18 protein-coding genes, 2 tRNA genes and 1 pseudogene are annotated in these 21409 nt (G+C 63.6%); 8 read left to right on the top strand and 13 right to left on the bottom strand.

The window, feature by feature from the left end; all coding sequences use genetic code 11:
• The first annotated feature begins 161 nt into the window (after positions 1-161).
• The 3 genes from IVA91_RS04650 (at position 162) to IVA91_RS04640 (ending at position 1586) form a co-directional block, all read left to right on the top strand.
• A complete protein-coding gene (locus IVA91_RS04650) occupies positions 162-776 on the top strand; it encodes a hypothetical protein (protein WP_247277121.1) in 615 nt (204 codons plus the stop codon).
• 149 nt (positions 777-925) lie between these two features.
• Positions 926-1282 carry a hypothetical protein gene (locus tag IVA91_RS04645; protein WP_247277120.1) on the top strand — a complete coding sequence of 119 codons (357 nt, stop codon included), beginning with the start codon at positions 926-928 and terminating at the stop codon, positions 1280-1282.
• Between the two features lie 227 nt (positions 1283-1509).
• Positions 1510-1586 (top strand) — tRNA-Val (locus IVA91_RS04640).
• Positions 1587-1712: 126 nt separating this feature from the next.
• Here the strand turns inward: IVA91_RS04640 and IVA91_RS04635 are convergent.
• From IVA91_RS04635 to clpX, 3 genes are all read right to left on the bottom strand, one after another.
• Complete coding sequence (locus tag IVA91_RS04635; protein WP_247458385.1) at positions 1713-2117, bottom strand: GFA family protein; 405 nt, start codon at positions 2115-2117, stop codon at positions 1713-1715.
• Between the two features lie 71 nt (positions 2118-2188).
• The gene (lon, locus tag IVA91_RS04630; protein ID WP_247277118.1) at positions 2189-4612 is read right to left on the bottom strand and encodes an endopeptidase La; all 2424 of its coding nucleotides are present in this window, start codon (positions 4610-4612) and stop codon (positions 2189-2191) included.
• A 323-nt stretch (positions 4613-4935) separates the two neighbouring features.
• The gene (gene clpX / locus IVA91_RS04625; protein ID WP_008547851.1) at positions 4936-6207 is read right to left on the bottom strand and encodes an ATP-dependent Clp protease ATP-binding subunit ClpX; all 1272 of its coding nucleotides are present in this window, start codon (positions 6205-6207) and stop codon (positions 4936-4938) included.
• A 178-nt stretch (positions 6208-6385) separates the two neighbouring features.
• Here clpX and IVA91_RS04620 point away from each other — a divergent pair, with 178 nt between their 5' ends.
• Positions 6386-6640: a hypothetical protein gene (locus tag IVA91_RS04620; protein WP_247277117.1), complete on the top strand. Its 255-nt coding sequence runs from the start codon at positions 6386-6388 to the stop codon at positions 6638-6640.
• A gap of 13 nt (positions 6641-6653) precedes the next feature.
• Here the strand turns inward: IVA91_RS04620 and IVA91_RS04615 are convergent, their stop codons facing one another.
• The 3 genes from IVA91_RS04615 to IVA91_RS04605 all read right to left on the bottom strand — a co-directional run bounded on the left by IVA91_RS04615 (position 6654) and on the right by IVA91_RS04605 (position 9198).
• The gene (locus tag IVA91_RS04615) at positions 6654-7289 is read right to left on the bottom strand and encodes an ATP-dependent Clp protease proteolytic subunit (RefSeq protein ID WP_247277116.1); all 636 of its coding nucleotides are present in this window, start codon (positions 7287-7289) and stop codon (positions 6654-6656) included.
• A gap of 289 nt (positions 7290-7578) precedes the next feature.
• Positions 7579-8940, bottom strand: a complete 1362-nt coding sequence (gene tig, locus IVA91_RS04610; RefSeq protein WP_247458384.1) for a trigger factor — start codon at positions 8938-8940, stop codon at positions 7579-7581.
• 173 nt (positions 8941-9113) lie between these two features.
• A tRNA-Leu gene (locus IVA91_RS04605) sits at positions 9114-9198 on the bottom strand.
• Positions 9199-9351: 153 nt separating this feature from the next.
• Here IVA91_RS04605 and IVA91_RS04600 point away from each other — a divergent pair.
• Positions 9352-10656: a multicopper oxidase domain-containing protein gene (locus IVA91_RS04600; RefSeq protein WP_247458383.1), complete on the top strand. Its 1305-nt coding sequence runs from the start codon at positions 9352-9354 to the stop codon at positions 10654-10656.
• Between the two features lie 15 nt (positions 10657-10671).
• Here the strand turns inward: IVA91_RS04600 and IVA91_RS04595 are convergent.
• Positions 10672-12159 (bottom strand): annotated as a pseudogene (locus tag IVA91_RS04595) (NAD(P)H-hydrate dehydratase); the annotation flags it as partial.
• A gap of 382 nt (positions 12160-12541) precedes the next feature.
• Here IVA91_RS04595 and IVA91_RS04590 point away from each other — a divergent pair.
• Entirely contained in the window at positions 12542-12880 is a 339-nt protein-coding gene (locus tag IVA91_RS04590) for a P-II family nitrogen regulator (protein WP_007603495.1), read from the top strand.
• 150 nt (positions 12881-13030) lie between these two features.
• On the top strand, positions 13031-14440 hold the full coding sequence (gene glnA, locus IVA91_RS04585) for a type I glutamate--ammonia ligase (RefSeq protein WP_247277112.1): 1410 nt from the start codon (positions 13031-13033) through the stop codon (positions 14438-14440).
• Positions 14441-14731: 291 nt separating this feature from the next.
• Here glnA and IVA91_RS04580 read toward each other — a convergent pair whose 3' ends face one another.
• The 3 genes from IVA91_RS04580 to IVA91_RS04570 form a co-directional block, all read right to left on the bottom strand.
• A complete protein-coding gene (locus IVA91_RS04580) occupies positions 14732-15493 on the bottom strand; it encodes a slipin family protein (RefSeq protein ID WP_247277111.1) in 762 nt (253 codons plus the stop codon).
• Positions 15490-16872: a nodulation protein NfeD gene (locus tag IVA91_RS04575; RefSeq protein ID WP_247458382.1), complete on the bottom strand. Its 1383-nt coding sequence runs from the start codon at positions 16870-16872 to the stop codon at positions 15490-15492. Before IVA91_RS04575 ends, IVA91_RS04580 begins: the two co-directional genes overlap by 4 nt.
• 356 nt (positions 16873-17228) lie before the next feature.
• The gene (locus IVA91_RS04570; RefSeq protein WP_247277109.1) at positions 17229-18002 is read right to left on the bottom strand and encodes a gamma-glutamyl-gamma-aminobutyrate hydrolase family protein; all 774 of its coding nucleotides are present in this window, start codon (positions 18000-18002) and stop codon (positions 17229-17231) included.
• Between the two features lie 248 nt (positions 18003-18250).
• On the opposite strand from IVA91_RS04570, the gene IVA91_RS04565 reads away from it, so the two are divergent.
• Positions 18251-19390, top strand: coding sequence for an AI-2E family transporter (locus tag IVA91_RS04565; RefSeq protein WP_247458381.1), 1140 nt, complete (start codon positions 18251-18253; stop codon positions 19388-19390).
• A gap of 9 nt (positions 19391-19399) precedes the next feature.
• Here IVA91_RS04565 and IVA91_RS04560 read toward each other — a convergent pair whose 3' ends face one another.
• The 3 genes from IVA91_RS04560 to IVA91_RS04550 form a co-directional block, all read right to left on the bottom strand.
• On the bottom strand, positions 19400-19696 hold the full coding sequence (locus tag IVA91_RS04560; protein WP_247277107.1) for an antibiotic biosynthesis monooxygenase family protein: 297 nt from the start codon (positions 19694-19696) through the stop codon (positions 19400-19402).
• A gap of 101 nt (positions 19697-19797) precedes the next feature.
• The gene (locus IVA91_RS04555; RefSeq protein WP_247458399.1) at positions 19798-20034 is read right to left on the bottom strand and encodes a hypothetical protein; all 237 of its coding nucleotides are present in this window, start codon (positions 20032-20034) and stop codon (positions 19798-19800) included.
• A gap of 59 nt (positions 20035-20093) precedes the next feature.
• Positions 20094-21314 carry a GGDEF domain-containing protein gene (locus IVA91_RS04550; protein ID WP_247458380.1) on the bottom strand — a complete coding sequence of 407 codons (1221 nt, stop codon included), beginning with the start codon at positions 21312-21314 and terminating at the stop codon, positions 20094-20096.
• Between the last annotated feature and the right edge of the window lie 95 nt (positions 21315-21409).

Genomic DNA, 21409 nt, shown 5'->3' with positions numbered 1-21409 from the left:
TAGCAGCCACAACAGGGCGCCTCGACCAAGTGTCATGGTGTCCGGCCTCTTCTAGCTTTGACATAGACCAAGCCGCGAAGCCCTCGGGAGTTCCTGCTTCAGGAACGGAAGATTTGAGGGCGCGTTGGAACAGAAAGTGGAAGTTCATGGAGGATCTCACCATGGTGACACGTGCAATACCTAATCCCTTTTTTGGCTGGACATGGTCGGCCGTGCTGGCTGGCATGTTCGCTTCGCTGGTCGTCCAGATCTTGCTGACGATGCTCGGTCTGGGCATTGGCTTGCTCGCAATCGACATACCCACAGCCTCAACGGCACCCGCTGGCGCTGGCTGGGCGGCGTTCGTGTGGTGGGCGGTGTCGGGAATCATCGCCGCCTTTGTCGGCGGTGCCGTTGCGGCAGCCAACTCGCCGGATCAGTCCGGGCTCGGCCGCGTCGGTCACGCACTTGCCGCCTGGGCGGTCACAACCGTGGTCGTGGTGGCTGCGGCAGCGATGATGCCGGCGTCCGCGACCAGCATCGCCAGCAACCTCGTCGGCCCGTCATATACAGCGAGCGCCCGGATCGCCTATTGGTCGAACAATACGGGACGGGATACGGTCGGTGCGACGACTCGGCCGGCCACGCCGGCCCAGCTCGATGAGGCCCGCAAACACTTCTCGTACGTGATGTTTGCAAGCTTCTGTTCGCTGCTCCTCGGCGCAGGAGCGGCCTATGCCGCCGGTATGGCGACGACGGCCCAGGCGGTCAAGGAAACGGCAAGGCCGATGACGTGACGGCACAACGCAGGCTCGGGAATGGAACGCTGGCGCGGGATCTGTGCGCATTGCGGCCGTATTGGTTTCACCGAACGGCCACATCGGAATCAGATGCCAACCAAATTACCTCGATAGGTTCGCCGTTCCTCAAACTGGAAAGGCATACCATGCGCAGCTTCACGGCATCCGTCATCGTTGCAGCTCTCGCCCTCGGGACACCGGCTCTGGTGCAGGCACAGGGCGCATCGCCGCAATCCGGCGCCGAGTCCCCGTCCACGCAGTCCAGCACGGTGATCCGGAGCATACAGGTTGTCGACGTTAAGGAATTGCAGCCGGCGGTGCGCGCGAAAGTCGATGAACTCGTGGCGCACACAAGCGATCAGGACATCCAGTCGCTTCGGCAGTCCATCGACGCCACACCGCAGGCAGCCTCCGTGCTCAAGGCCAAGGGCTTGAGCTCGTCACAAGTCGTCGCGATCAACATCGCCGACGGTGTCCTGACGATGTTCACCAAGACGGCGTGACATCAGACGGGAGATTCGAAACGCACGGTGGCGGCGAGCTGATCGCCGCCTCCTCAGCCGGACGACGAGATTCGCGCTACGAAAAAAGAGGAGGGCCCTGCAGCGGGCCTGCAGCAGGGCTACTCGTGTTCAGCATCAAAACCCTGCCCAGGCGGCAAATTGGAGCCAGTTGGCGGCGCGCTCGGCCCTTGCTTCGGCACCCGCCGGGGCGCTAAAGAGGCGCACTTGGGCGGTTAGCTCAGCTGGTTAGAGCATCTCGTTTACACCGAGAGGGTCCGCGGTTCGAATCCGTGACCGCCCACCAGCCTTCGCTCGCTTCGCGAGCTACGGCTGGGCAAGCCACCTTCGGAACATCATTGACGCGAAGCGGGCGAGGGCTGTCACGCCGAAGCCGGACAGGCGAAGGCGGACTTCCCGACACTCGCCGAGCTCAATCCTGCGGCCGGCCCGGCAGCAACGGCACCGCGTCGATCCACACCGCCGCCGACCGGCACCAGATTTGCCGCGTCGGCCGCAACTTGTCGCGCTGGCGGATGCTACCCCAGCGGATGCCCCAATCATCGGCCTGGTCGCCCTCGCCGCTCGTGAATAGCGGGGAACCGCAATCGGCGCAGAAATGCTGGAAGCGCATCTGGCCGTTGTCGCCCCGCTTGCCATAGATTTTGGGCGTGCCGCCGGTCAGGCGGACGGCGGCTCCGGAACAGACGGCCGTCACCCGGAACGGCGAGCCGGTCAGGGTCTGGCAGTCAGTGCAGTGGCAAACCGAGACCGCCTCGGGATCGATGTCGGCCTCGAAGCTGATCTTGCCGCAATGGCATTGCCCATCGATCTGCATCGCCCTCTCCCCCTTGGCTCCAAAACAAAAACGGCGCCCGAAGGCGCCGTTTTATCATCTTTTGCGGAATCTCAGTGAGCGGTTAGGCCGCCGGCGGCCTCATCGCCGTCCGGCTTCACCGTCACTTTGGTGTCCTCTTCCCAGACGATCGGCACCGGCTTCTTCACCAGCGCCTTGGCGACGACGTCGTCGAGGCGCGAAACCGGGATGATCTCCATGCCGCCCTTGATCGCATCGGAAATCTCCGTGAGATCCTTGGCATTGTCCTCGGGGATCAGCACCGTCTTGATGCCGCCGCGGGCAGCAGCCAGCAGCTTCTCCTTCAGGCCGCCGATCGGCAGCACGCGGCCGCGCAGCGTGATCTCGCCGGTCATCGCGACATCATGGCGAACCGGAATGCCGGTCATGACCGAGATGATCGCGGTGGCCATGGCGACACCCGCGGAGGGACCGTCCTTCGGCGTCGCGCCCTCCGGCACGTGCACGTGGATGTCGCGCTTGTCGAACAGCGGCGGCTCGACGCCGTAGTTGATCGCACGCGAGCGGACGTAGGACGCCGCCGCCGAGATCGACTCCTTCATGACGTCACGGAGATTGCCCGTGACCGTCATCTTGCCCTTGCCGGGCATCATGACGCCTTCGATCGTCAGCAGCTCGCCGCCGACATCGGTCCAGGCAAGGCCGGTGACGATGCCGACCTGCGGCTCGCTCTCGATCTCGCCGAAGCGGTATTTCGGCACGCCGAGCAGCTCTTCCAGAGTCTTCTCGGTGACCTTGACCGACTTCTTCTTGGAGATCATCAGCTCCTTCACCGCCTTGCGGGCGAGTGTCGAAAGCTCACGCTCAAGATTGCGCACGCCCGCTTCGCGGGTATAGCGGCGGATCAAGAGCAGCAGCGCGTCGTCGTCGATCGAGAACTCCTTGGAGTCCAGGCCGTGCTTGGACACCGCGTTCGGGATCAAGTGCTTGCGCGCGATCTCGACCTTCTCGTTCTCCGTGTAGCCCGCGATCCGGATGATCTCCATGCGGTCCATCAGCGGGCCCGGAATATTGAGCGTATTCGCGGTCGTGATGAACATCACGTTGGACAGATCGTAGTCGACCTCGAGATAGTGGTCGTTGAAGGTCGCGTTCTGCTCGGGGTCGAGCACCTCGAGCAGCGCCGAGGACGGATCGCCGCGGAAATCGGCGCCCATCTTGTCGATCTCGTCCAGCAGGAACAGCGGATTGGACGACTTCGCCTTGCGCATCGACTGAATGATCTTGCCGGGCATCGAGCCGATATAGGTGCGGCGGTGGCCGCGGATCTCGGCCTCGTCGCGCACGCCGCCAAGCGAGACGCGCACGAATTCGCGCCCCGTCGCCTTCGCGATCGACTTGCCGAGCGAGGTCTTGCCGACGCCGGGAGGCCCGACGAGGCACAGGATCGGACCCGTCAACTTGTTGGCGCGCGACTGCACCGCGAGATACTCGACGATGCGTTCCTTGACCTTCTCGAGCCCGTAATGATCGGAGTCCAGGATGGCTTGCGCCGCTTCCAGATCCTTCTTCACCTTGGACTTCTTGTTCCACGGGATCGACAGCAGCCAATCCAGATAGTTGCGCACGACGGTCGCTTCCGCGGACATCGGCGACATCTGGCGCAGCTTCTTCAATTCGTGCTGCGCCTTCTCGCGCGCTTCCTTGGAGAGCTTGGTCTTGGAGATCTTCTCTTCGAGATCGGCGAGCTCGTCGCGACCGTCGTCGTCGCCGAGTTCCTTCTGGATCGCCTTCATCTGCTCGTTGAGATAATACTCGCGCTGGGTCTTCTCCATCTGGCGCTTGACGCGCGAGCGGATGCGCTTCTCGACCTGGAGCACCGAGATCTCGCTCTCCATCAGGCCCAGCACCTTCTCGAGGCGCGTCGTGACGGACAGCGTCTCCAGGATGCCCTGGCGGTCCGCGATCTTGACCGCAAGATGCGAGGCAACCGTGTCGGCCAGCTTGGCGAAATCGGTGATCGCCTGCACGACGCCGACGACCTCGGCCGAGATCTTCTTGTTGAGCTTCACGTAGCTCTCGAAGTCGGACACGACCGAGCGCGCCAGCGCCTCCGCCTCGACCGACTTCGCGTCGGTGTCGGCGAGCGCGACCGCGGTCGCTTCGTAATAGTCGGCGCGATCGGTGTATTTCTGCACGCGCGCACGCTCGAGCCCTTCGACCAGCACCTTCACGGTGCCGTCGGGAAGCTTCAAGAGCTGGAGCACGCTGGCAAGCGTACCGGTCTCGTAGATGGCATCGGGCGCCGGATCATCATCGGACGCGTTCTTCTGCGTCGCCAGCATGATCAGCGCATCGTTCTTCATCACCTCTTCGAGCGCGCGGATCGACTTCTCGCGACCCACGAAGAGCGGCACGATCATGTGCGGGAAGACGACGATATCGCGCAGCGGCAGCACGGGATAAGCGTGCGTTTCGCCATGAACGATGGTTGGCCGAGGTTTGGGATTAGTCATGGCCTTTTCCTTTTGCTTTGCCCCCTTGCACGCAGCCCGCTGATCATGCGCAACCGCCACAAGGTGCCGACGTGATCCGCAGAGCCGGTCGGTCCTTTTGCGAGTCGGACCGGCTTGCCGGATCGGAACTGAGGCGAATCCAGAAGAGAATTTTCGCTCGCCGCCGACATTAGGTGGCTATCGACCCGGGGGGTGTCAAGTCATTGAAAAACGCGCGCCTTCAGGCGCTTACGCACGCAGGTAAGCGACGCAACACCGGCTGCGGAGATACAGCTCCGCAGCCCTCCTTGATGAGACGATTGGAGCGTTCCAGCGCCGAGAAATCAGGCGCTGGCATTCTCGACGGCGCGATCGGACCGATCGGCGTAGATGTAGAGCGGACGCGCCGTGCCTTCCACGACTTCTCGCGAAATCACGACCTCTTCCACACCTTCCAGACCCGGCAGGTCGAACATGGTCTCGAGCAGGATCGCCTCAAGGATCGAACGCAAACCGCGCGCGCCGGTCTTGCGCTCGATCGCCTTGCGCGCGACCGCGCCAAGCGCCTCGTCGGCGAAGGTCAGCTCGATGTTCTCCATCTCGAACAGGCGTTGGTACTGTTTCACCAGCGCGTTCTTCGGCTCGGTGAGGATCTTCTTCAGCGAGGTCTCGTCCAGGTCCTCGAGCGTCGCCACCACCGGCAGACGACCGACGAATTCAGGGATGAGGCCGTACTTCAGGAGGTCCTCAGGCTCGACGTGACGGAAGATCTCGCCGGTCCGGCGATCCTCTGGCGCGAGCACCTGGGCACCGAAGCCGATCGAGGTCGACCGTCCGCGCGCCGAGATGATCTTTTCGAGACCGGCGAAGGCGCCGCCGCAGATGAACAGGATGTTGGTGGTATCCACCTGCAGGAATTCCTGCTGCGGATGCTTGCGGCCGCCCTGCGGCGGGACCGAAGCCACCGTGCCTTCCATGATCTTGAGCAGCGCCTGCTGCACGCCCTCACCCGACACGTCGCGCGTGATTGAGGGATTGTCGGACTTGCGGCTGATCTTGTCGATTTCGTCGATGTAGACGATGCCGCGCTGGGCGCGCTCGACATTGTAGTCGGCGGCCTGGAGCAGCTTCAGGATGATGTTCTCGACGTCCTCGCCGACATAGCCGGCTTCGGTCAGGGTCGTCGCGTCCGCCATCGTGAACGGCACGTCGAGGATGCGGGCGAGCGTCTGCGCGAGCAGAGTCTTGCCCGAGCCGGTCGGACCGATCAGCAGAATGTTCGACTTCGCGAGCTCGACGTCGTTGTGCTTGGTCTGGTGGTTGAGGCGCTTGTAGTGGTTGTGCACCGCGACCGACAGGACCTTCTTCGCATGGCTCTGGCCGATCACGTAGTCGTCCAGCACCTTGCAGATTTCCTTCGGCGTCGGAATGCCGTCGCGCGACTTGACCAGCGAGGATTTGTTCTCCTCGCGGATGATGTCCATGCAGAGCTCAACGCACTCGTCGCAGATGAAGACCGTGGGACCCGCGATCAGTTTGCGGACTTCGTGCTGGCTCTTGCCGCAGAACGAGCAATATAGCGTGTTCTTGGAGTCGCTCGTGCCGACCTTACTCATTCATGTCTCCGTCCGCGGTTCGATCCCGTTCCGCTCGATCGCTCCATTCCGACACGATGGCCGGCATGAAGCTTAAGTAGAGCAAATTCCGTACCAAAAAAGACCCTACGCGTTACATCCCGTGCGAATCACGGTCGCTCGATTCTCCGCGATCTTAGCCGATCAATCGTAGCCAACCATGCTGTCACCCGACTATCAAGAATTCGCTAATCGGGGCTCGCCGGCTACCCGTGACAATACCGTGATTTCCGGTCTTGGCACGGGCGAAGTGATCGAAATCATTCCGGCGTTGCTGGATTACCACGAAAAACAAGCACGAAAGCGGAACTTTCTGCCTGTCGCAGGACGCAAAACGGCGTTTTGCAACGCGCGCGCGGTCCTTAACGTGAACATCGTCCTGACGGTCCCCGGCGATCCCGAGGGATCGCCGTAACCACCGGGTAGTGCTATTGGGTTTTCGCCGGCACCGGTTCCTCGGCGCGCTTGTCGATCACCCTGTCGACCAGACCGAACTCCTTGGCGTCGTTCGCAGTCAGGAACTTGTCGCGTTCCAGCGCGTCCTCGATCGACTTGTAGGTCTGGCCGGTGTGCTTGACGTAGATCTCGTTGAGCCGCTTCTTCAGGTTCAGGATTTCCTGGGCGTGCAGCATGATGTCGGTGGCTTGGCCCTGGAAGCCGCCGGAGGGCTGATGAACCATGATACGCGCGTTCGGCAGCGAGAAGCGCATGTCCTTCTCGCCGGCGGCAAGCAGCAGCGAGCCCATCGAAGCCGCCTGGCCCGTGCACAGCGTCGAGACCGGCGGGCGGATGAACTGCATGGTGTCGTAGATGGCAAGGCCCGACGTCACCACGCCGCCCGGCGAGTTGATGTACATCGAGATTTCCTTCTTCGGATTTTCAGCCTCGAGGAACAACAACTGCGCGACGATCAACGTCGACATCCCGTCCTCGACCGGGCCGGTCACGAAGATGATGCGCTCCTTCAGCAGGCGCGAGAAAATGTCGTAGGCGCGCTCGCCACGGTTGGTCTGCTCGACCACCATAGGCACGAGGTTCATGTAGGTTTCAACCGGATCGCGCATGAGTCACCTAGGGTTTCAGAGACGGACATCGCCAAGTTTGGCTGCCAGTTTGGCTGGATTTGCCGGAAGGCGGATGGACGTCCTGTGATGCAGGAACTTGGCAGAGGTAGAACATTGGTACAGGGCGTACCGACAGATATAGCCCAATTCGCGCCTGACAAGTGCGGAGCGCATTAAGGCTTAATCCCTCGGGTAGTTGAAGCTGATTCGCACAAAGAGGCCCAGCCGGCCATCTGGCTAGCTTGGCCTCTTCGCTGATCATTCTTAATAGAAGACTGCCTCAATCCCTTCAGGCAGCGGTCTTTTCCGCCTCGTCGTCCTTGTAGAGGTCCTCGCGCGACACCTTCTTCTCGGTCACGTTTGCGAGTTCGAGGATGAAATCGACGACCTTGTCCTCATAGATCGGTGCACGAAGCTGGGCCAGCGCCTGGGCGTTGTTGCGGTAATAGTCCCAGACCTCCTTCTCGCGGCCGGGCATCTGGCGCGCCCGCTCGATCACCGCGCGGCCGACCTCGTCGTCGGTCACGGTGATCTTGTTCTTCTCGCCGATCTCGGAGAGCACGAGGCCGAGGCGCACGCGGCGGTCGGCGATCTTGCGGTACTCTTCCTTGGCGGCGTCTTCCGTGGTGTTCTCGTCGGCGAAGGTCTTGCCGGCGGAGTCCATCTCGGCCTTGACCGAGTTCCACATCAGATTGAACTCCTCGTCGACCAGCGAGGGCGGCGCTTCGAAGCGATGCGCCTCGTCGAGGCGGTCGAGCAGCGCGCGCTTGACACGCTGACGCGTCGCGGTCGCGAACTCGGCGGCGAGACGCTCGCGCGCGGCTTCCTTCAGCTTGTCGAGCGATTCAAGGCCGAGCGTCTTGGCGAACTCGTCGTCGATCGCGATGTCCTGCGGCGCCTCGATCAGCGTCGCGGTGGTCTCGAACTCGGCGGGCTGGCCGGCGAGCTTGTCGTTCATGTAGTTCTTCGGGAACGACACTTTCAGCGTGCGCGTCTCGCCCGCGCCGATGCCGGTCAGCTGCTCCTCGAAGCCGGGGATGAAGGTATTGGACCCGACGACGACCTGGATGCCCTCACCGGTGCCGCCCTCGAAGGCTTCGCCGTTGATGGTACCCTTGAAGGCGACGGTGACGCGGTCGCCCGAGGCGGCCTTGGCGCCCTCGCCCTTGTCAGCATAGGTACGGTTGGAATCAGCGATGCGCTTGATCGCCTCGTCGACGTCGGAATCGGTGACCTCGGCGACGGGCTTTTCGACCTGGAAGGTCTTGAAGTCGGCGAGCGCGATCGAAGGCACCACCTCGATCGCGACCGTGTAGGTCAGATCAGTCTTACCCGACAGCAGCTCCTCGACCTCGGCCTGCTCGCTCGGCATGGTGATCTTCGGCTCGGTCGCAAGGCGGAAGCCACGCTCGGAGAACAGCTGGGTGTTGGTGTCGCGGATGGTCTGGTCGATGGTCTCGGCCATCACCGAGCGGCCATAGACCTTCTTCAGGTGACCGACCGGCACCTTGCCGGGACGGAAGCCGTTGAGGCGGACCTTGTCCTTGAGATCGACGAGCTTGGCATCGGCCTTGGCGTCGAGATCAGACGCAGGGACGCTGATCTTGAACTCGTGCTTCAAACCTTCCGAGAGGGTCTCTGTGACCTGCATGGCGTCCAATCTTCTTCTCGTTCGGTCCCGGCGCGCATGCGTCGGGACGCTGTCATTAATCGATCCGGCGCGAGGCAGACGCCTCAACGCCGGTGGTTCAGCGGGCCGGCTCCAAGCGGACAAACATCCGCGAGGAAGCTGGCCTCGTAATCCGTGCAAACGCTGAAAGCGCTTGGTGCGGGCGGAGGGACTCGAACCCCCACATCTTGCGACACTGGAACCTAAATCCAGCGCGTCTACCAGTTCCGCCACGCCCGCGTGAATTCGCATCAAGGCCGGCCGCGATGCCGCGGGCGGCCGGGCTTATAGCATGTGCCTGACTGTTCGCAGCAAAAAAATGGCTGGTTGGAGGCAGGCATCAAATAGGCACGCCGGCTGGACTTATCCAGCGCGGCGTGGTCCGGATCGGCCATGACAACGCGGATTTTTGACCTGAGCCGACGCGAGGTTTTGGCGGGCCTCGGCGCCTCGGCGGCCGGGCTGATCGCCGGCGGCGCAACCCCGCCGGCCACAGCCCAGCTCGCCCTCCAGGCAAGGCCGGCCACGTTGGCGCTGAGGCAGGGTCAGCCGCCTACGCCGATCTGGGAGCTCGCCGCCGTAAGCCATCTGGGAAACGTTCGTCTCAAGCGCGGCAACCGCTGCGAGGTGGTGTTCCGGAACGAGCTGCCTGTGCCGCTTGCACCGGTCTGGTCCGGCCTGAACGGCCCGGCCGCTTCCGATCCGCTACGGGGGCGCGCGCCAACCGCCCCGGGCGCGACGGAAACATCAATCATCTCAATATCTAGTGCAGGAACCCTGCTGGCCGACTTCCGACTCTTCGAGGACAGCCTGAAGCAACCCGCGCGCCCGCTTCCGATCATCGCCGAGGAGGCAAATCAGATCCTCGTCGATCGCGACGAGGTGTTGCTGATCGAGGAATGGCGCCTGCGGCCGGACGGGACCGCGCTTTCCCCCGGTCGCGATCCCCAGGACACGACGCCGCTCTACACGATCAACGGACAGACTTCATTCGAGCTCTCAGCTGCCGCCAATGAGCGGCTACGGCTGCGCTTTATCAATGGCTCCCAACGCACTGTTCTGGCGATCAAATTGGAAAGCCACGAGGTCAGGGTCATGGCCCTGGACGGACAGCCGGCCGAGCCCTTCCCGGCTCGCAATGGCGCTCTCGTGCTGGCGCCCGGCGGACGGGCCGACGCGTTTGTGAACACGGCCATATCGGCCGCTTTCGTGCTGCATGACGGCAAGGAGGCGCGAAGCGTAGGCAGCCTCAAGGTATCGGGCCAATTGGAGCGGCGCATTCCGCTGTTCGAACCGCAGCCACTCCCGTCGAACGATCTACCTGAGAAGCTCGAGTTGAGAGGCGCCCTGCGGTTCGATGTCGCGCTGGGCGCAGCCAATTCCGGCTGGGCGCGGCCGGCAAACTTTTCCACCGCTTCCGCCCCCGCCTTCCGCGCCAAAGCCGGCCGCACCGTCGTACTGGCCCTGCAGAACCCCGCCCCGATCACCACCGTGTTCCACCTGCACGGCCACCCCTTCCGCCTGCTCGACAAGCTCGACGACGGCTGGAAGCCCTATTGGCTCGACACGCTCGCGATCGAGCCCGGTCAGACCCAGCGCATCGCGTTCGCGGCGACCTCACCCGGACGATGGCTGCTCGAATCCGTTCTGACCGACTGGGCCGCCCCGCGCCTGGTGCGCTGGTACGCGGTGGAGTGAACGCTCAGTATTCGACCCGAGCGCGTCATAGATCCGCCGATGCACAGCCGGCAGTGTCTCGGTCAGATCCTCCGCGATCAGCCCGGGCCCCGCCTCGCTTCCCGCCTCGCCATGCATCCAGACGCCGATGCTGGCGGCCTCAAATGCCGGCACGCCTTGCGCCAGGAGGCCAGCGATGATGCCCGAGAGCACGTCGCCGGCGCCGGCGGTGGCGAGCCAGGGCGGCGCGTTGGCGGCGATGGTGGCGCGGCCGTCGGGGGCGGCGATCGTCGTGTCCGGTCCTTTCAGCAGCACGACGGCGCCGGAGCGCTCGGCGGCGGCGCGAACGCGCTCGAGTTTCGAGCGGCCCGGATGCTTGTTGCTGAGGTCGGAAAACAGCCGCGGAAACTCGCCCTCATGCGGGGTCAGCACCACCGTATTGTCCTGCGACGACTTGATCGATTCGAACAGCCGCTCGGGCTTTGCGGCAAAGCTCGTCAGCGCGTCGGCGTCCAGCACCAGGCGCCGCTGGGCCGTCAGCGCGGTGTGAACGAGATCGCAGGTGCGCTCGCCGACGCCCGCGCCGGGGCCGATCATGCAGGTGTTATAGCGCTTGTCGCCGAGGAGCTCGCCGAACTCGATCGCGGTGTCGACCGGGCGAACCATCACCGCGGTTAGCGCGCTCGCGTTGATCGCGAGCGCATCGCGCGGGCTCGCCAGCGTCACAAGCCCGGCGCCGGCCCGCAGCGCCGCGCGCGCGGCAAGCCGCGCAGCGCCCGTTGCGGCTGCATCACCGGAGACGGCCAGCACATGGCCTCGCGCAAATTTGTGGCCGTCGACGCGCGGCACCGGAAAGGCGGCGCCCCAGAAATCCGGATCGTTCTCGAAGAGCTGCGGGGCGATCTCGTCCAGCACGCTTGCGTCGATGCCGATGTCGGCGACGCGCACACGGCCGCAATGCATGCGACCGGGCAGCAACAGATGCGCCGGCTTCTTGCGGAAGAAAGCCACGGTCTCCGCGGCATTCACGGCCGCGCCCATCACCGCGGCGCTGGTGCCGTTGATGCCGCTCGGCAGGTCGACGGCCAGCACCGGCGCGCCGTTGCCGTTGATCGCCTCGATCATCGCGCGCGCCTCGCCATCGACCGGACGGCTGAGACCCGCGCCGAACAGCGCATCGATGATCAGTGCCGGCTTTCCGATCGCCTGCGGATTGAACGGGAGCACCGGGTGCTTCCAGCCGCGCGCGGCCGAGGCGGCGTCACCCTGGAGCTGGTCGCGCTCGCACATCAGGATCACCGAGACCTCGCGCCCTTGGGCGGCGAGCTCGGCGGCTGCGACAAAACCGTCGCCGCCATTGTTGCCGGGACCGGCGACGATCAGGATCGGCCCCTCCTCCACCAGCGCATTGGCCGCCTCGGCGACCGCCTGGCCGGCGCCGAGCATCAGCTTGAAGCCGGGCGTGCCTGCCGCAATGCTGAGCTGATCGGCGCGCTGCATTTCAGCGTTGGTCAGAACTTCCATGCCACTTCCCTGTCCAAACGCCCGTTCAACAGGCACGTTCCGTGCCGACCCATCCCACGGACCAACGATCTGCACACATATTGAACCGTTTGCCTATTTCGTAGTCTTCGGTATTTTGTGCCGGTCGGCGCCACCCATCAGATTGTGCTCGTTAAAAGGCTGATAACGCTCCAATAATCAGGGCATTTGCAACTTGGCATAGACCCTGCTTTCGAGGAAGCCGCTTCGGTTTGTCGTGCTCACTGGCATTTATCTGGGTGTGGCCGGCCGTTGTTGCCGGGCTGGTCAGGCATTCCGGCATAGCGAAGACAAGATCGTGCGTGACAAAAGCGCATCCTGACGAAGACGTTGCTATTTGATCGAAAAGGCCGGGAGGCGCGCAGTGAAGAAAATCGAAGCCATCATCAAGCCATTCAAGCTCGACGAGGTGAAGGAAGCGCTTCAGGAAGTCGGCCTACAGGGCATCACCGTCACCGAAGCCAAGGGCTTTGGCCGGCAGAAGGGTCACGCCGAACTCTACCGCGGCGCAGAATACATCGTCGACTTCCTGCCCAAGGTGAAGATCGAGATCGTGATCGGCGACGATCTGGTCGAGCGCGCCATCGACGCGATCCGTCGCGCGGCGCAGACCGGGCGCATCGGCGACGGCAAGATCTTCGTCTCCAATATCGAAGAGGCGATCCGCATCCGAACCGGCGAATCCGGGCTGGACGCTATCTGAGCCGGGTGCTATCCCGCATTTTGCGACACTCTGACAGGAAATAAGGCTGCTTCGGCGGCCTGATTTCGTTTGTACGCGCGCAAAACTCGCCCAAAGCGAGAATAATCTTGCTCATCTGGAAACCGACCCGCAGAGCCAAAAGGGGTATGCATGAAGACCGCCAAAGACGTCCTGAAATCGATCAAGGACAACGACGTCAAATACGTCGACCTGCGCTTCACCGATCCGCGCGGCAAGTGGCAGCATGTGACGTTCGACGTCAGCATGATCGATGAGGATATTTTCGCCGAAGGGACGATGTTCGACGGTTCCTCGATCGCCGGTTGGAAGGCGATCAACGAGTCCGACATGTGCCTGATGCCCGATCCGGTGACCGCGACGATCGACCCGTTCTTCGCCGAGACCACGATGGTCATCACCTGCGACGTGCTCGAGCCGACCACCGGCGAGCCCTACAACCGCGACCCCCGCGGCATCGCCAAGAAGGCCGAGGCGATGGTGAAGTCGATGGGCGTGGGCGACACCGTCTTCGTCGGCCCCGAGGCCGAGTTCTTCGTGTTCGACGACGTGCGCTTCTCCTCGACCCCCTACAACACCGGTTTCCGTCTCGACTCCTCGGAGCTGCCGACCAACTCCGATACCGAATATGAAGGCGGCAATCTCGGCCACCGCGTCCGCACCAAAGGCGGCTACTTCCCGGTTCCGCCGCAGGACTCCGTGCAGGACATGCGCTCGGAGATGCTCGGGGCCATGGCCAAGATGGGCGTCAAGGTCGAGAAGCATCACCACGAAGTCGCCTCCGCCCAGCACGAGCTCGGCATGAAGTTCGACACGCTGACGCTGATGGCCGACCACATCCAGATCTACAAATATTGCATCCACCAGGTCGCGCACATCTACGGCAAGACCGCCACCTTCATGCCGAAGCCGGTCTATGGCGACAACGGTTCGGGCATGCACGTTCACCAGTCGATCTGGAAGGACGGCAAGCCGGTGTTCGCCGGCAACAAATACGCCGACTTGTCCGAGACCTGCCTCCATTACATCGGCGGCATCATCAAGCACGCCAAGGCGATCAACGCCTTCACCAACCCCTCGACCAATTCCTACAAGCGTTTGGTCCCGGGCTATGAAGCGCCCGTGCTGCTCGCCTACTCCGCGCGCAACCGCTCGGCCTCCTGCCGCATCCCTTACACCGCCTCGCCGAAGGCCAAGCGCGTCGAGGTGCGCTTCCCCGATCCGCTCGCCAATCCCTATCTCGGCTTCGCCGCGATGCTGATGGCCGGTCTCGACGGCATCAAAAACAAGATCGATCCGGGTCCGGCGATGGACAAGGATCTCTACGATTTGCCGAAGGAAGAGCTGAAGCAGATCCCGACAGTGTGCGGCAGCTTGCGTGAAGCCCTCGAGAATCTCGACCAGGACCGCGCCTTCCTCAAGGCCGGCGGCGTGTTCGACGACGACTTCATCGATGCCTATATCGAGCTGAAGATGACCGAAGTCGAGCGCTTCGAGATGACCCCGCATCCGATCGAATTCGACATGTACTATTCGGGCTGATCGGCTCGAACGCCATGCGACAAGCAAAAGGCGCTCCGAAAGGGGGCGCCTTTTCGTTTCGGAAGTTGTGGTAAGGCTATCCCAGATGACTGCTGCAATCCTGTCGAACGTGCTCGGCCTGCCTGCATAGTTCGAGGCGCACGCTGAGGCGAGTTCCTCACCATGAGAGCGTGATATTCGCCGGGGGGGTCCGCCATAGGCGGGGTCCCTCGAATGTTTCTCCCGTTTAAGTAGGCATCAACATTCGAGATGCCCATTTGGGCCGAGATGGGTCATCCGCGCCGCTTGCGGCTACGGGTTGTTAGGCCGCGGCATGAAATGGTCGAGCAAGCCCGTCGGTAGCGGAAACACGACGGTCGACGACCGTTCGCCGGCGATGTCGTGCAGAGCCGCGAAATATCGCAGCTGCATTGCCTGAGGCTCCTGCGCGAGGATCCGGCCGGCTTCGACGAGCTTTTCGGCGGCCTGCTGCTCGCCCATCGCATTGATCACCTTGGCTCGCCGCAAGCGCTCCGCCTCGGCCTGTTTGGCAATCGCGCGAACCATGGTTTCGTTGATATCGACGTCCTTGATCTCTATGCCGGTGACCTTGATGCCCCAGATGTCAGTCTGCTTGTCGAGGATCTCCTGGATATCGGCGTTCAACCTGTCGCGCTCGGCAAGCATCTCGTCAAGCTCGTGCTTGCCGAGCACCGAACGCAACGTGGTCTGGGCGAGCTGGCTGGTGGCCGCCATGTAATCGCCGACCTTGATGATGGCGCGCTCGGGGTCGACGATGCGGAAGTACAGAACGGCATTGACCTTGACGGACACGTTGTCTCGCGAAATCACGTCCTGCGGCGGCACGACCTGCACCATCACGCGTAGATCGACCTTGACGAGTTGCTGCACGATCGGAACGAGGATGATGAGGCCCGGGCCCTTCACACCGGTAAAGCGGCCGAGCGTAAAGATGACGCCGCGCTCGTATTCGCGCAGAATTCGAATGGCCTGGGACAGAAACATGATGACCAGCAGCGCGAGTGCCGCATAGGTCAGATATTCCAGCATCATGATGTACCTCCCTTACCGGTCCGCAGCGGCGCGCGCCGTATCAGCAGCGTCAGGTCGACGACGCTGGTAACTTCCACCGTCTCTCCGGGCTTGAACGTGTCGGCGCCGCGCGCCTGCCAGCGCTCGCCATGGGCGAAGACATGACCTTCGCTCCCATTCCAGTCGAGGACCTCAGCAGGCAAGCCTCGCATGGCCTGCGCGCCGACCCGTTCAGGAGCGTTGGCGGCACGCCGAAGCGAACCAAGCAAGACCAGAGCAAAGCCGACGAACACAGCTGCAGTGATGCCGATCACCGACCACGACAGGCGATAGCCGGGCGCCTCGACCCTGAACAGCATCAGCGCACCCAGCACGAAGGCAATGATCCCTCCGAGACCGATCACCACCGTCGGATTGAAGGCTTCGACCGTGAGAAGCACGAGTCCGACCAGCATCAGGGCGAGGCCGGCATAGTTGATCGGCAGCAAATTGAGCGCATAGAGGCCGATCAGCAGGCAGATCGCGCCGACCACTCCAGGAGCGACGGCTCCGGGAGACATGAACTCGAAGATCAGACCGTAAATGCCCACCATCAGGAGAATGAACGCCACGTTCGGATCGGTGATGACCGCCAGGAAGCGGGATATCCGTCCCGGCTCGATGGCTTCGACGACAGCATCCTTCGTCGCGAGGCGTTGCGTTTTGCCGCCTGCAATCTCCACCACACGGCCATCGATCTGCCGCAGCAATTCGGCCTGATCGCGCGCGACGAGATCGATGGCATGTGCCCCTAACGCGCCATTGGCAGAGAGAGTGGCGGCCTCACGCACCGCCTTCTCTGCCCAATCCGCATTGCGGTTGCGCAGCTCGGCAAGGCTGCGGATAAAGGCGACGGCATCGTTCGTGGCCTTCGCCGTCATCGCGTCCTTCGGCTCACCCTTCTTGTCTTTGCCATCCTTCTCGGGTGTGCCGCTCGGCAGGCCCGGTAGCGGCCCGCCAATCTGGACCGGCGTCGCCGCACCGATATTGGTGCCTGGTGCCATCGCCGCGATGTGGGTCGCATAAAGAATGTAGGTCCCGGCACTCGCCGCGTGGGCGCCGGAGGGGGCGACGTAGCCGACGACAGGGATGGGCGAGGCGAGCACATCCGCGATGATCTCGCGCATGCTGGAATTGAGACCGCCGGGCGTGTTCATTCTCAGAAGTACGACCTCGGCGCGCCGTTCGCTCGCTTTGGCCAAAGCCTCCCGCACGTAGCTGGCTGACGCAGGGCCAATGGCCCCGTCGATCGAAGCAACCAGTGCAACACGGCCGCTCTCCTCCGCTGAGCTGGGAAGGAGGCAGCAGGTCAAAGCCACGACGGTAATCGCCGCAACGAGGGCCGCCTTCATGGTCTGCACGGCAAGGGCTCCCTTGCAGAGCATATGGTGGTCCTCTCGTGAACCTCAATGCTGCGCGTGGAGACCAACGTCGCGATTGTGCAACGCAATGCGATGGTCCTGCAGGATGGCGATGTGATTGGGCCAAGAGAGGCAGCGGCCGACCATGCCTAGCTGATCCGCCCGGCGCCAGGCGCTGCCGTCCTACCACCCTCACGCCGTCCGTGCCGACCGGTCCGTGCTCGCGATGATCTCGCTCGTTGGCTGCATGCCGCCGAGCGATCAGTGCGAGGGCTCGTGCTCCTCGATTCTGGCACAGACGTTGCGGCAGAAACCGGATTGCCGAAAAACCGAGGCATTCTCGCCGTGTGCTTAGCCTACGCCGCAGCCTTCTGCCGCGCCGCGAGCGCCTCGCCAAAGGCCTCGAACAGTTTGCGATTGATCGGATTGCGTTGGGGATCGTATTCGGCGTGCCATTGCACGCCGAGCGCGAAGGTCGGGGCTTCGGCGATGCGGATCGCCTCGATGGTGCCGTCCTCGGCGACGCCCTCGATCAGCACGCGCTTGCCGGGCTCCAGGATGCCCTGACCATGCAGCGAATTGACCCGGATCTTCTCGCAGCCGAGGATCTTCGCGAACGCGCCGCCCGGCGTCAGGTCGACGTCGTGGCGGTCGGCGAACACCACGGTGGGATCAGGATGGATCTCGCCATTCTCGAGCCTGGGCATGCGGTGGTTTATGCGGCCCGGGATTTCGCGGATCTCGGGATGCAGCGAGCCGCCGAAGGCGACGTTCATCTCCTGCAGGCCCCGGCAGATGCCGAACAGCGGGATGCCGCGGGCGACGCAGGCCACCGAGAGCGCCAGCGCGACTTCGTCGCGGTGGATGTCGTAAGGCTCGTGCTTCTCGCAAGGATCGACGTTGAAACGCGTCGGGTGCACGTTGGCCCGGGCGCCGGTGAGGATGACGCCGTCGACAGTATCGAGCAGCGCCCCGATATCGGTGATGTCGGGCGAGCCCGCGAACATCAGCGGCAAGCCACCGGAGACCTCGGCTACGGCGCGCAGATTTCGCTCGCCGACCATCTGGACCTGAAATCGATTTTCGACGCGATGGGAATTCCCGATCACGCCGACGACCGGCTTTCTCATCTCCCGTTCCGACCTCCCGCAAGAAGATTCTCCAAACATGCCCTTGGGGGAGAACAAATTCAACAGAGGGGATCGCGGGACGGCAATGCCATTTTCGCGCAAATGCCTGGCCGGAGGGCGGCCGCGACACTGTTCGCGCTGGCCCGACGAGGCCGTGGACAACGTCAAACCGGCGGTTTTCGACCGGCTTGATCCGAGGCGGGATTTCGCGAAAGAGTGCCTCCCCGCAGCCGCCGAAAGGACCCGATGTGACCATTCCCGCAGATGAACGGCCCCGCGCCCGCGCCGATCTCGCCTGGGCGATCTCGGTCGGGGGCGTCAGTGTCGTGCTGTTCACGGCGATGCTGGTCTTCACCTGGTATTTTGCCGCCACCCTGCTGCTGATCTTCACCGGCATGCTGCTCGGCCTTGGCCTTAACGCGCTGACGGGCGCGCTTGGCCGCCGCGTGCACCTGCCCCATCCCGTCCGGCTCGCGATTGTCTGCATCGCGCTCGCTTTGATGCTCGCGGGCGTCGCCTATCTCGGCGGCGCCACCATCGCGGAGCAGGCCTCGCTGCTGAGCAAGACGATCAAGTCGCAGATCACCAACGTCAGGTCTTTCCTTGAAAACCACGGCATCGACACCAGCTTCTTCGACCTCGGCAATGCTGCATCTGACTCCTCGGCCGACGCGCCGGCGAGCTCGACGCCGTCGCCAGCAGCGCCCCCGCGCGGTCCCTTGCCCGGCGCCGGCGCGCTCGCTTCCAGCGGCGGAGCGATCGTGAGCCAGACCTTCAAGCTGCTGCTCGGCACCATCCACGGCGTCGGGAACATTTTTATCGTGCTGTTCCTAGGGCTGTCCTTCGCGGCCCAGCCCGGCGTCTATCACGACGGCCTGCTGTTCCTCGCGCCGGCCAAGCATCGTACGCGCGTCACCCTCATCATCGACCGTACCGCTGAGACGCTGGAGCGCTGGCTGATCGCGCAGATTACGGTCATGCTCGCGGTCGGGGCGGTGACCTGGATCGGCCTGGCCATCATCGGCATCCCCGGTGCGTTCATCCTGGGAATCCAGGCTGGCCTGCTTGCCTTCATCCCAACCGTCGGCGCCATTATCGCCGGCGTCATCGTGGTGCTGGCGAGCCTGGCTTCGGGCTGGCTCGCGGCGCTGTCCGCGCTGCTGCTTTTCCTCGGCGTGCATGCGATGGAGAGCTACGTGCTGACGCCGCTCCTTCAGCGCCAGGCGCTGGACATTCCACCGGCCACGCTGTTCGCGTTCCAGATCCTGCTCGGCGTCGTGTTCGGAATCTGGGGCCTCGCGCTGGCGCTGCCACTGGTCGCCATTGCCAAGGTCATGATCGATCATTTCAAGACGTATGAGGCGCCGTCTCTGACCGAGGCGGCCTGAGCCTGCTCGTCAGGTCGTCAGCACGATCTCGGTGTGCTCGACTTCGGGGGGTGAAGCAAAATACTGGCCGACGAGGCCGCGCCATTCCGTGAAGTTTTCGGAGCCGCGAAAATCGACGGTGTGGTTTTCCAGGCTCGCCCACTTCACCATCAGCCGATAGCGCTGCGGCTTCTCGATCGACTTGTGCAGTTCGAAGCCGTGAAAGCCCTTGGAGCGGCCGAAGGCGGCCTTTGCCTTCGCCACAGCCGCCTCGAAATCCTTTTCGCTGCCCGGCTTGACGTCGATCTGCGCGATCTCGGTGATCATCGGTTTCCACCCATTTTTGTTCGATGGGCGTGTCTACCGCAGCCGTCGCAAAAGAAAAAGGCTCCGAAACGGCGCTTGGCCGGCTGGCAAACGCAGATCTCTCAGGCGAGCAGCAGCACGGTGCCCACCACGATGAACGCGCAACCGACGAACAGCACGAAGGGCCAGTAGCTGCGGCGTTGGCCGTATCGTCCTTGAGAACGACGCTCCGTGATCAGCGCGCTCTCGTATTCGTCCGCGGTCGAGAACAGACAGGCGAAGCCACCGCGCGCCGAGGCAGCTTGGGCTTCGAGTGACATCAGGGCGGCCTGCGGGGTCTGTCGACGGATCGATTCCATGACCATGATGGTAGGGATCGAACGGTAAACAGAGGATTACCGCAAGGTCGCCTGCCGTCTCAGGCGGTGGCCGGACGCACCTGCGCGGCGCCGGTCCGCGCCGCGCTCTGGCGGCGCCAGTTCTCCAGCGACAGCGGCAGCTCCTCCGCCGCCTCGACGCGGTTTCGGCCGCCGCGCTTGGCCTGGTAGAGCGCGGTGTCGGCCGAGGCCAGCAGCACCTCGAGCTCGGTGCCGGCCGGACCGCCGGCGACGCCGATGCTGACGGTGGTATCGACCGGACCTTCATCGACCACGACGCCGGAGGTCTCGAACGCTTCGCGCACGCGCTCGGCGACCAGCACCCCCTCTTCCAGCGAACACGGCAGCAGGGCTGCGAACTCCTCGCCACCGATACGGCCCGAGAGGTCGGAGATGCGCAGGTTGTTGACGACTACGGTCGAGAACAATTTCAGCATCTCGTCGCCGGCGGGATGGCCGAACCGGTCGTTGATCGACTTGAAGTGGTCGATATCAAAGATCATCACGGTCACCGGCCGCCCGGCCTTGGCCTCGCGCTCGATCACGCGCGAGCAGGCTTCGGAGAAGCCGCGCCGGTTGAGCATGCCCGTCAAGGGATCGGTGGACGCGGCGGTCCGGTGCGCGGTCACCGTGCGCTCGGACACCAGCATGAAGATCACGAACACGGTGCCGACGGCATAGAGCACGAGTTCGACCGCGAACACGGTGACCCAGATGCTCGACGAGAAGGTCGCATCGTGGGGGCGCAGGAAGCTGCCGATGAGGATTGGCAGCATCAAGACGCAGCCATGCATCATCGGCACCGCGAAGCCCGGCCAGCGCCGTTGCAGGCTCTTGCGCCGCTCGGTCCAGAGTTCGCTCGCGGTCAGCGCCGCGTAGACCGAGACGATGCCAGCACCGATGATCATACGCAGCATGGACGGCTCGGCGCCGAGCAGCGTCACGGCGGCGATCCAGGCGAGCGCGCCAAGCACGAGGCCGGGCCAGTTCGGCTTGCGGCCATGAAAGACTCGCGCGGCGTTCCAGACCATGCCGCAGGCCGCGAATCCGATCGCGTTCAGCGCGAGGTAAAGATGCGGGCCCAGCTTTTCGCCGGCCGCAGTCCACAGCGCGACGGAGGCGGCACCGAGCAGATAGGCGGTGCCCCACCATTTCAGCGCGGGGCTGTTCTCTTGCCTGCCGAAAAACACCATCATGGCGCCGAGCAGTGCGGCAACCATGGTGGCGACCAAATAGAGCGTGATGCTATCGAGCGACATCATGTCGGCCCCCTCTAGAACATAGCAGTTACGCGATCGGCACAGCCGATTTGCGCGCCCTTCCGAATGCGACGCTATGTCCCGCGGGTTCCATTCAG

The organism is Bradyrhizobium sp. 153, from assembly GCF_023073835.1.
GTDB lineage: Bacteria > Pseudomonadota > Alphaproteobacteria > Rhizobiales > Xanthobacteraceae > Bradyrhizobium.
This window is presented reverse-complemented; position numbering and strand designations above follow the sequence as displayed.

Excerpts from the sequence above, each read along its gene's own strand:
- IVA91_RS04650 (WP_247277121.1), top strand. The coding sequence starts at position 162 with ATGGTGACACGTGCAATACCTAATCCCTTTTTTGGCTGGACATGGTCG.
- IVA91_RS04645 (WP_247277120.1), top strand. The coding sequence starts at position 926 with ATGCGCAGCTTCACGGCATCCGTCATCGTTGCAGCTCTCGCCCTCGGG.
- IVA91_RS04635 (WP_247458385.1), bottom strand. The coding sequence starts at position 2,117 with ATGCAGATCGATGGGCAATGCCATTGCGGCAAGATCAGCTTCGAGGCC.
- lon (WP_247277118.1), bottom strand. The coding sequence starts at position 4,612 with ATGACTAATCCCAAACCTCGGCCAACCATCGTTCATGGCGAAACGCAC.
- clpX (WP_008547851.1), bottom strand. The coding sequence starts at position 6,207 with ATGAGTAAGGTCGGCACGAGCGACTCCAAGAACACGCTATATTGCTCG.
- IVA91_RS04620 (WP_247277117.1), top strand. The coding sequence starts at position 6,386 with ATGCTGTCACCCGACTATCAAGAATTCGCTAATCGGGGCTCGCCGGCT.
- IVA91_RS04615 (WP_247277116.1), bottom strand. The coding sequence starts at position 7,289 with ATGCGCGATCCGGTTGAAACCTACATGAACCTCGTGCCTATGGTGGTC.
- tig (WP_247458384.1), bottom strand. The coding sequence starts at position 8,940 with ATGCAGGTCACAGAGACCCTCTCGGAAGGTTTGAAGCACGAGTTCAAG.
- IVA91_RS04600 (WP_247458383.1), top strand. The coding sequence starts at position 9,352 with ATGACAACGCGGATTTTTGACCTGAGCCGACGCGAGGTTTTGGCGGGC.
- glnA (WP_247277112.1), top strand. The coding sequence starts at position 13,031 with ATGAAGACCGCCAAAGACGTCCTGAAATCGATCAAGGACAACGACGTC.
- IVA91_RS04580 (WP_247277111.1), bottom strand. The coding sequence starts at position 15,493 with ATGATGCTGGAATATCTGACCTATGCGGCACTCGCGCTGCTGGTCATC.
- IVA91_RS04570 (WP_247277109.1), bottom strand. The coding sequence starts at position 18,002 with ATGAGAAAGCCGGTCGTCGGCGTGATCGGGAATTCCCATCGCGTCGAA.
- IVA91_RS04560 (WP_247277107.1), bottom strand. The coding sequence starts at position 19,696 with ATGATCACCGAGATCGCGCAGATCGACGTCAAGCCGGGCAGCGAAAAG.
- IVA91_RS04555 (WP_247458399.1), bottom strand. The coding sequence starts at position 20,034 with ATGGAATCGATCCGTCGACAGACCCCGCAGGCCGCCCTGATGTCACTC.
- IVA91_RS04550 (WP_247458380.1), bottom strand. The coding sequence starts at position 21,314 with ATGATGTCGCTCGATAGCATCACGCTCTATTTGGTCGCCACCATGGTT.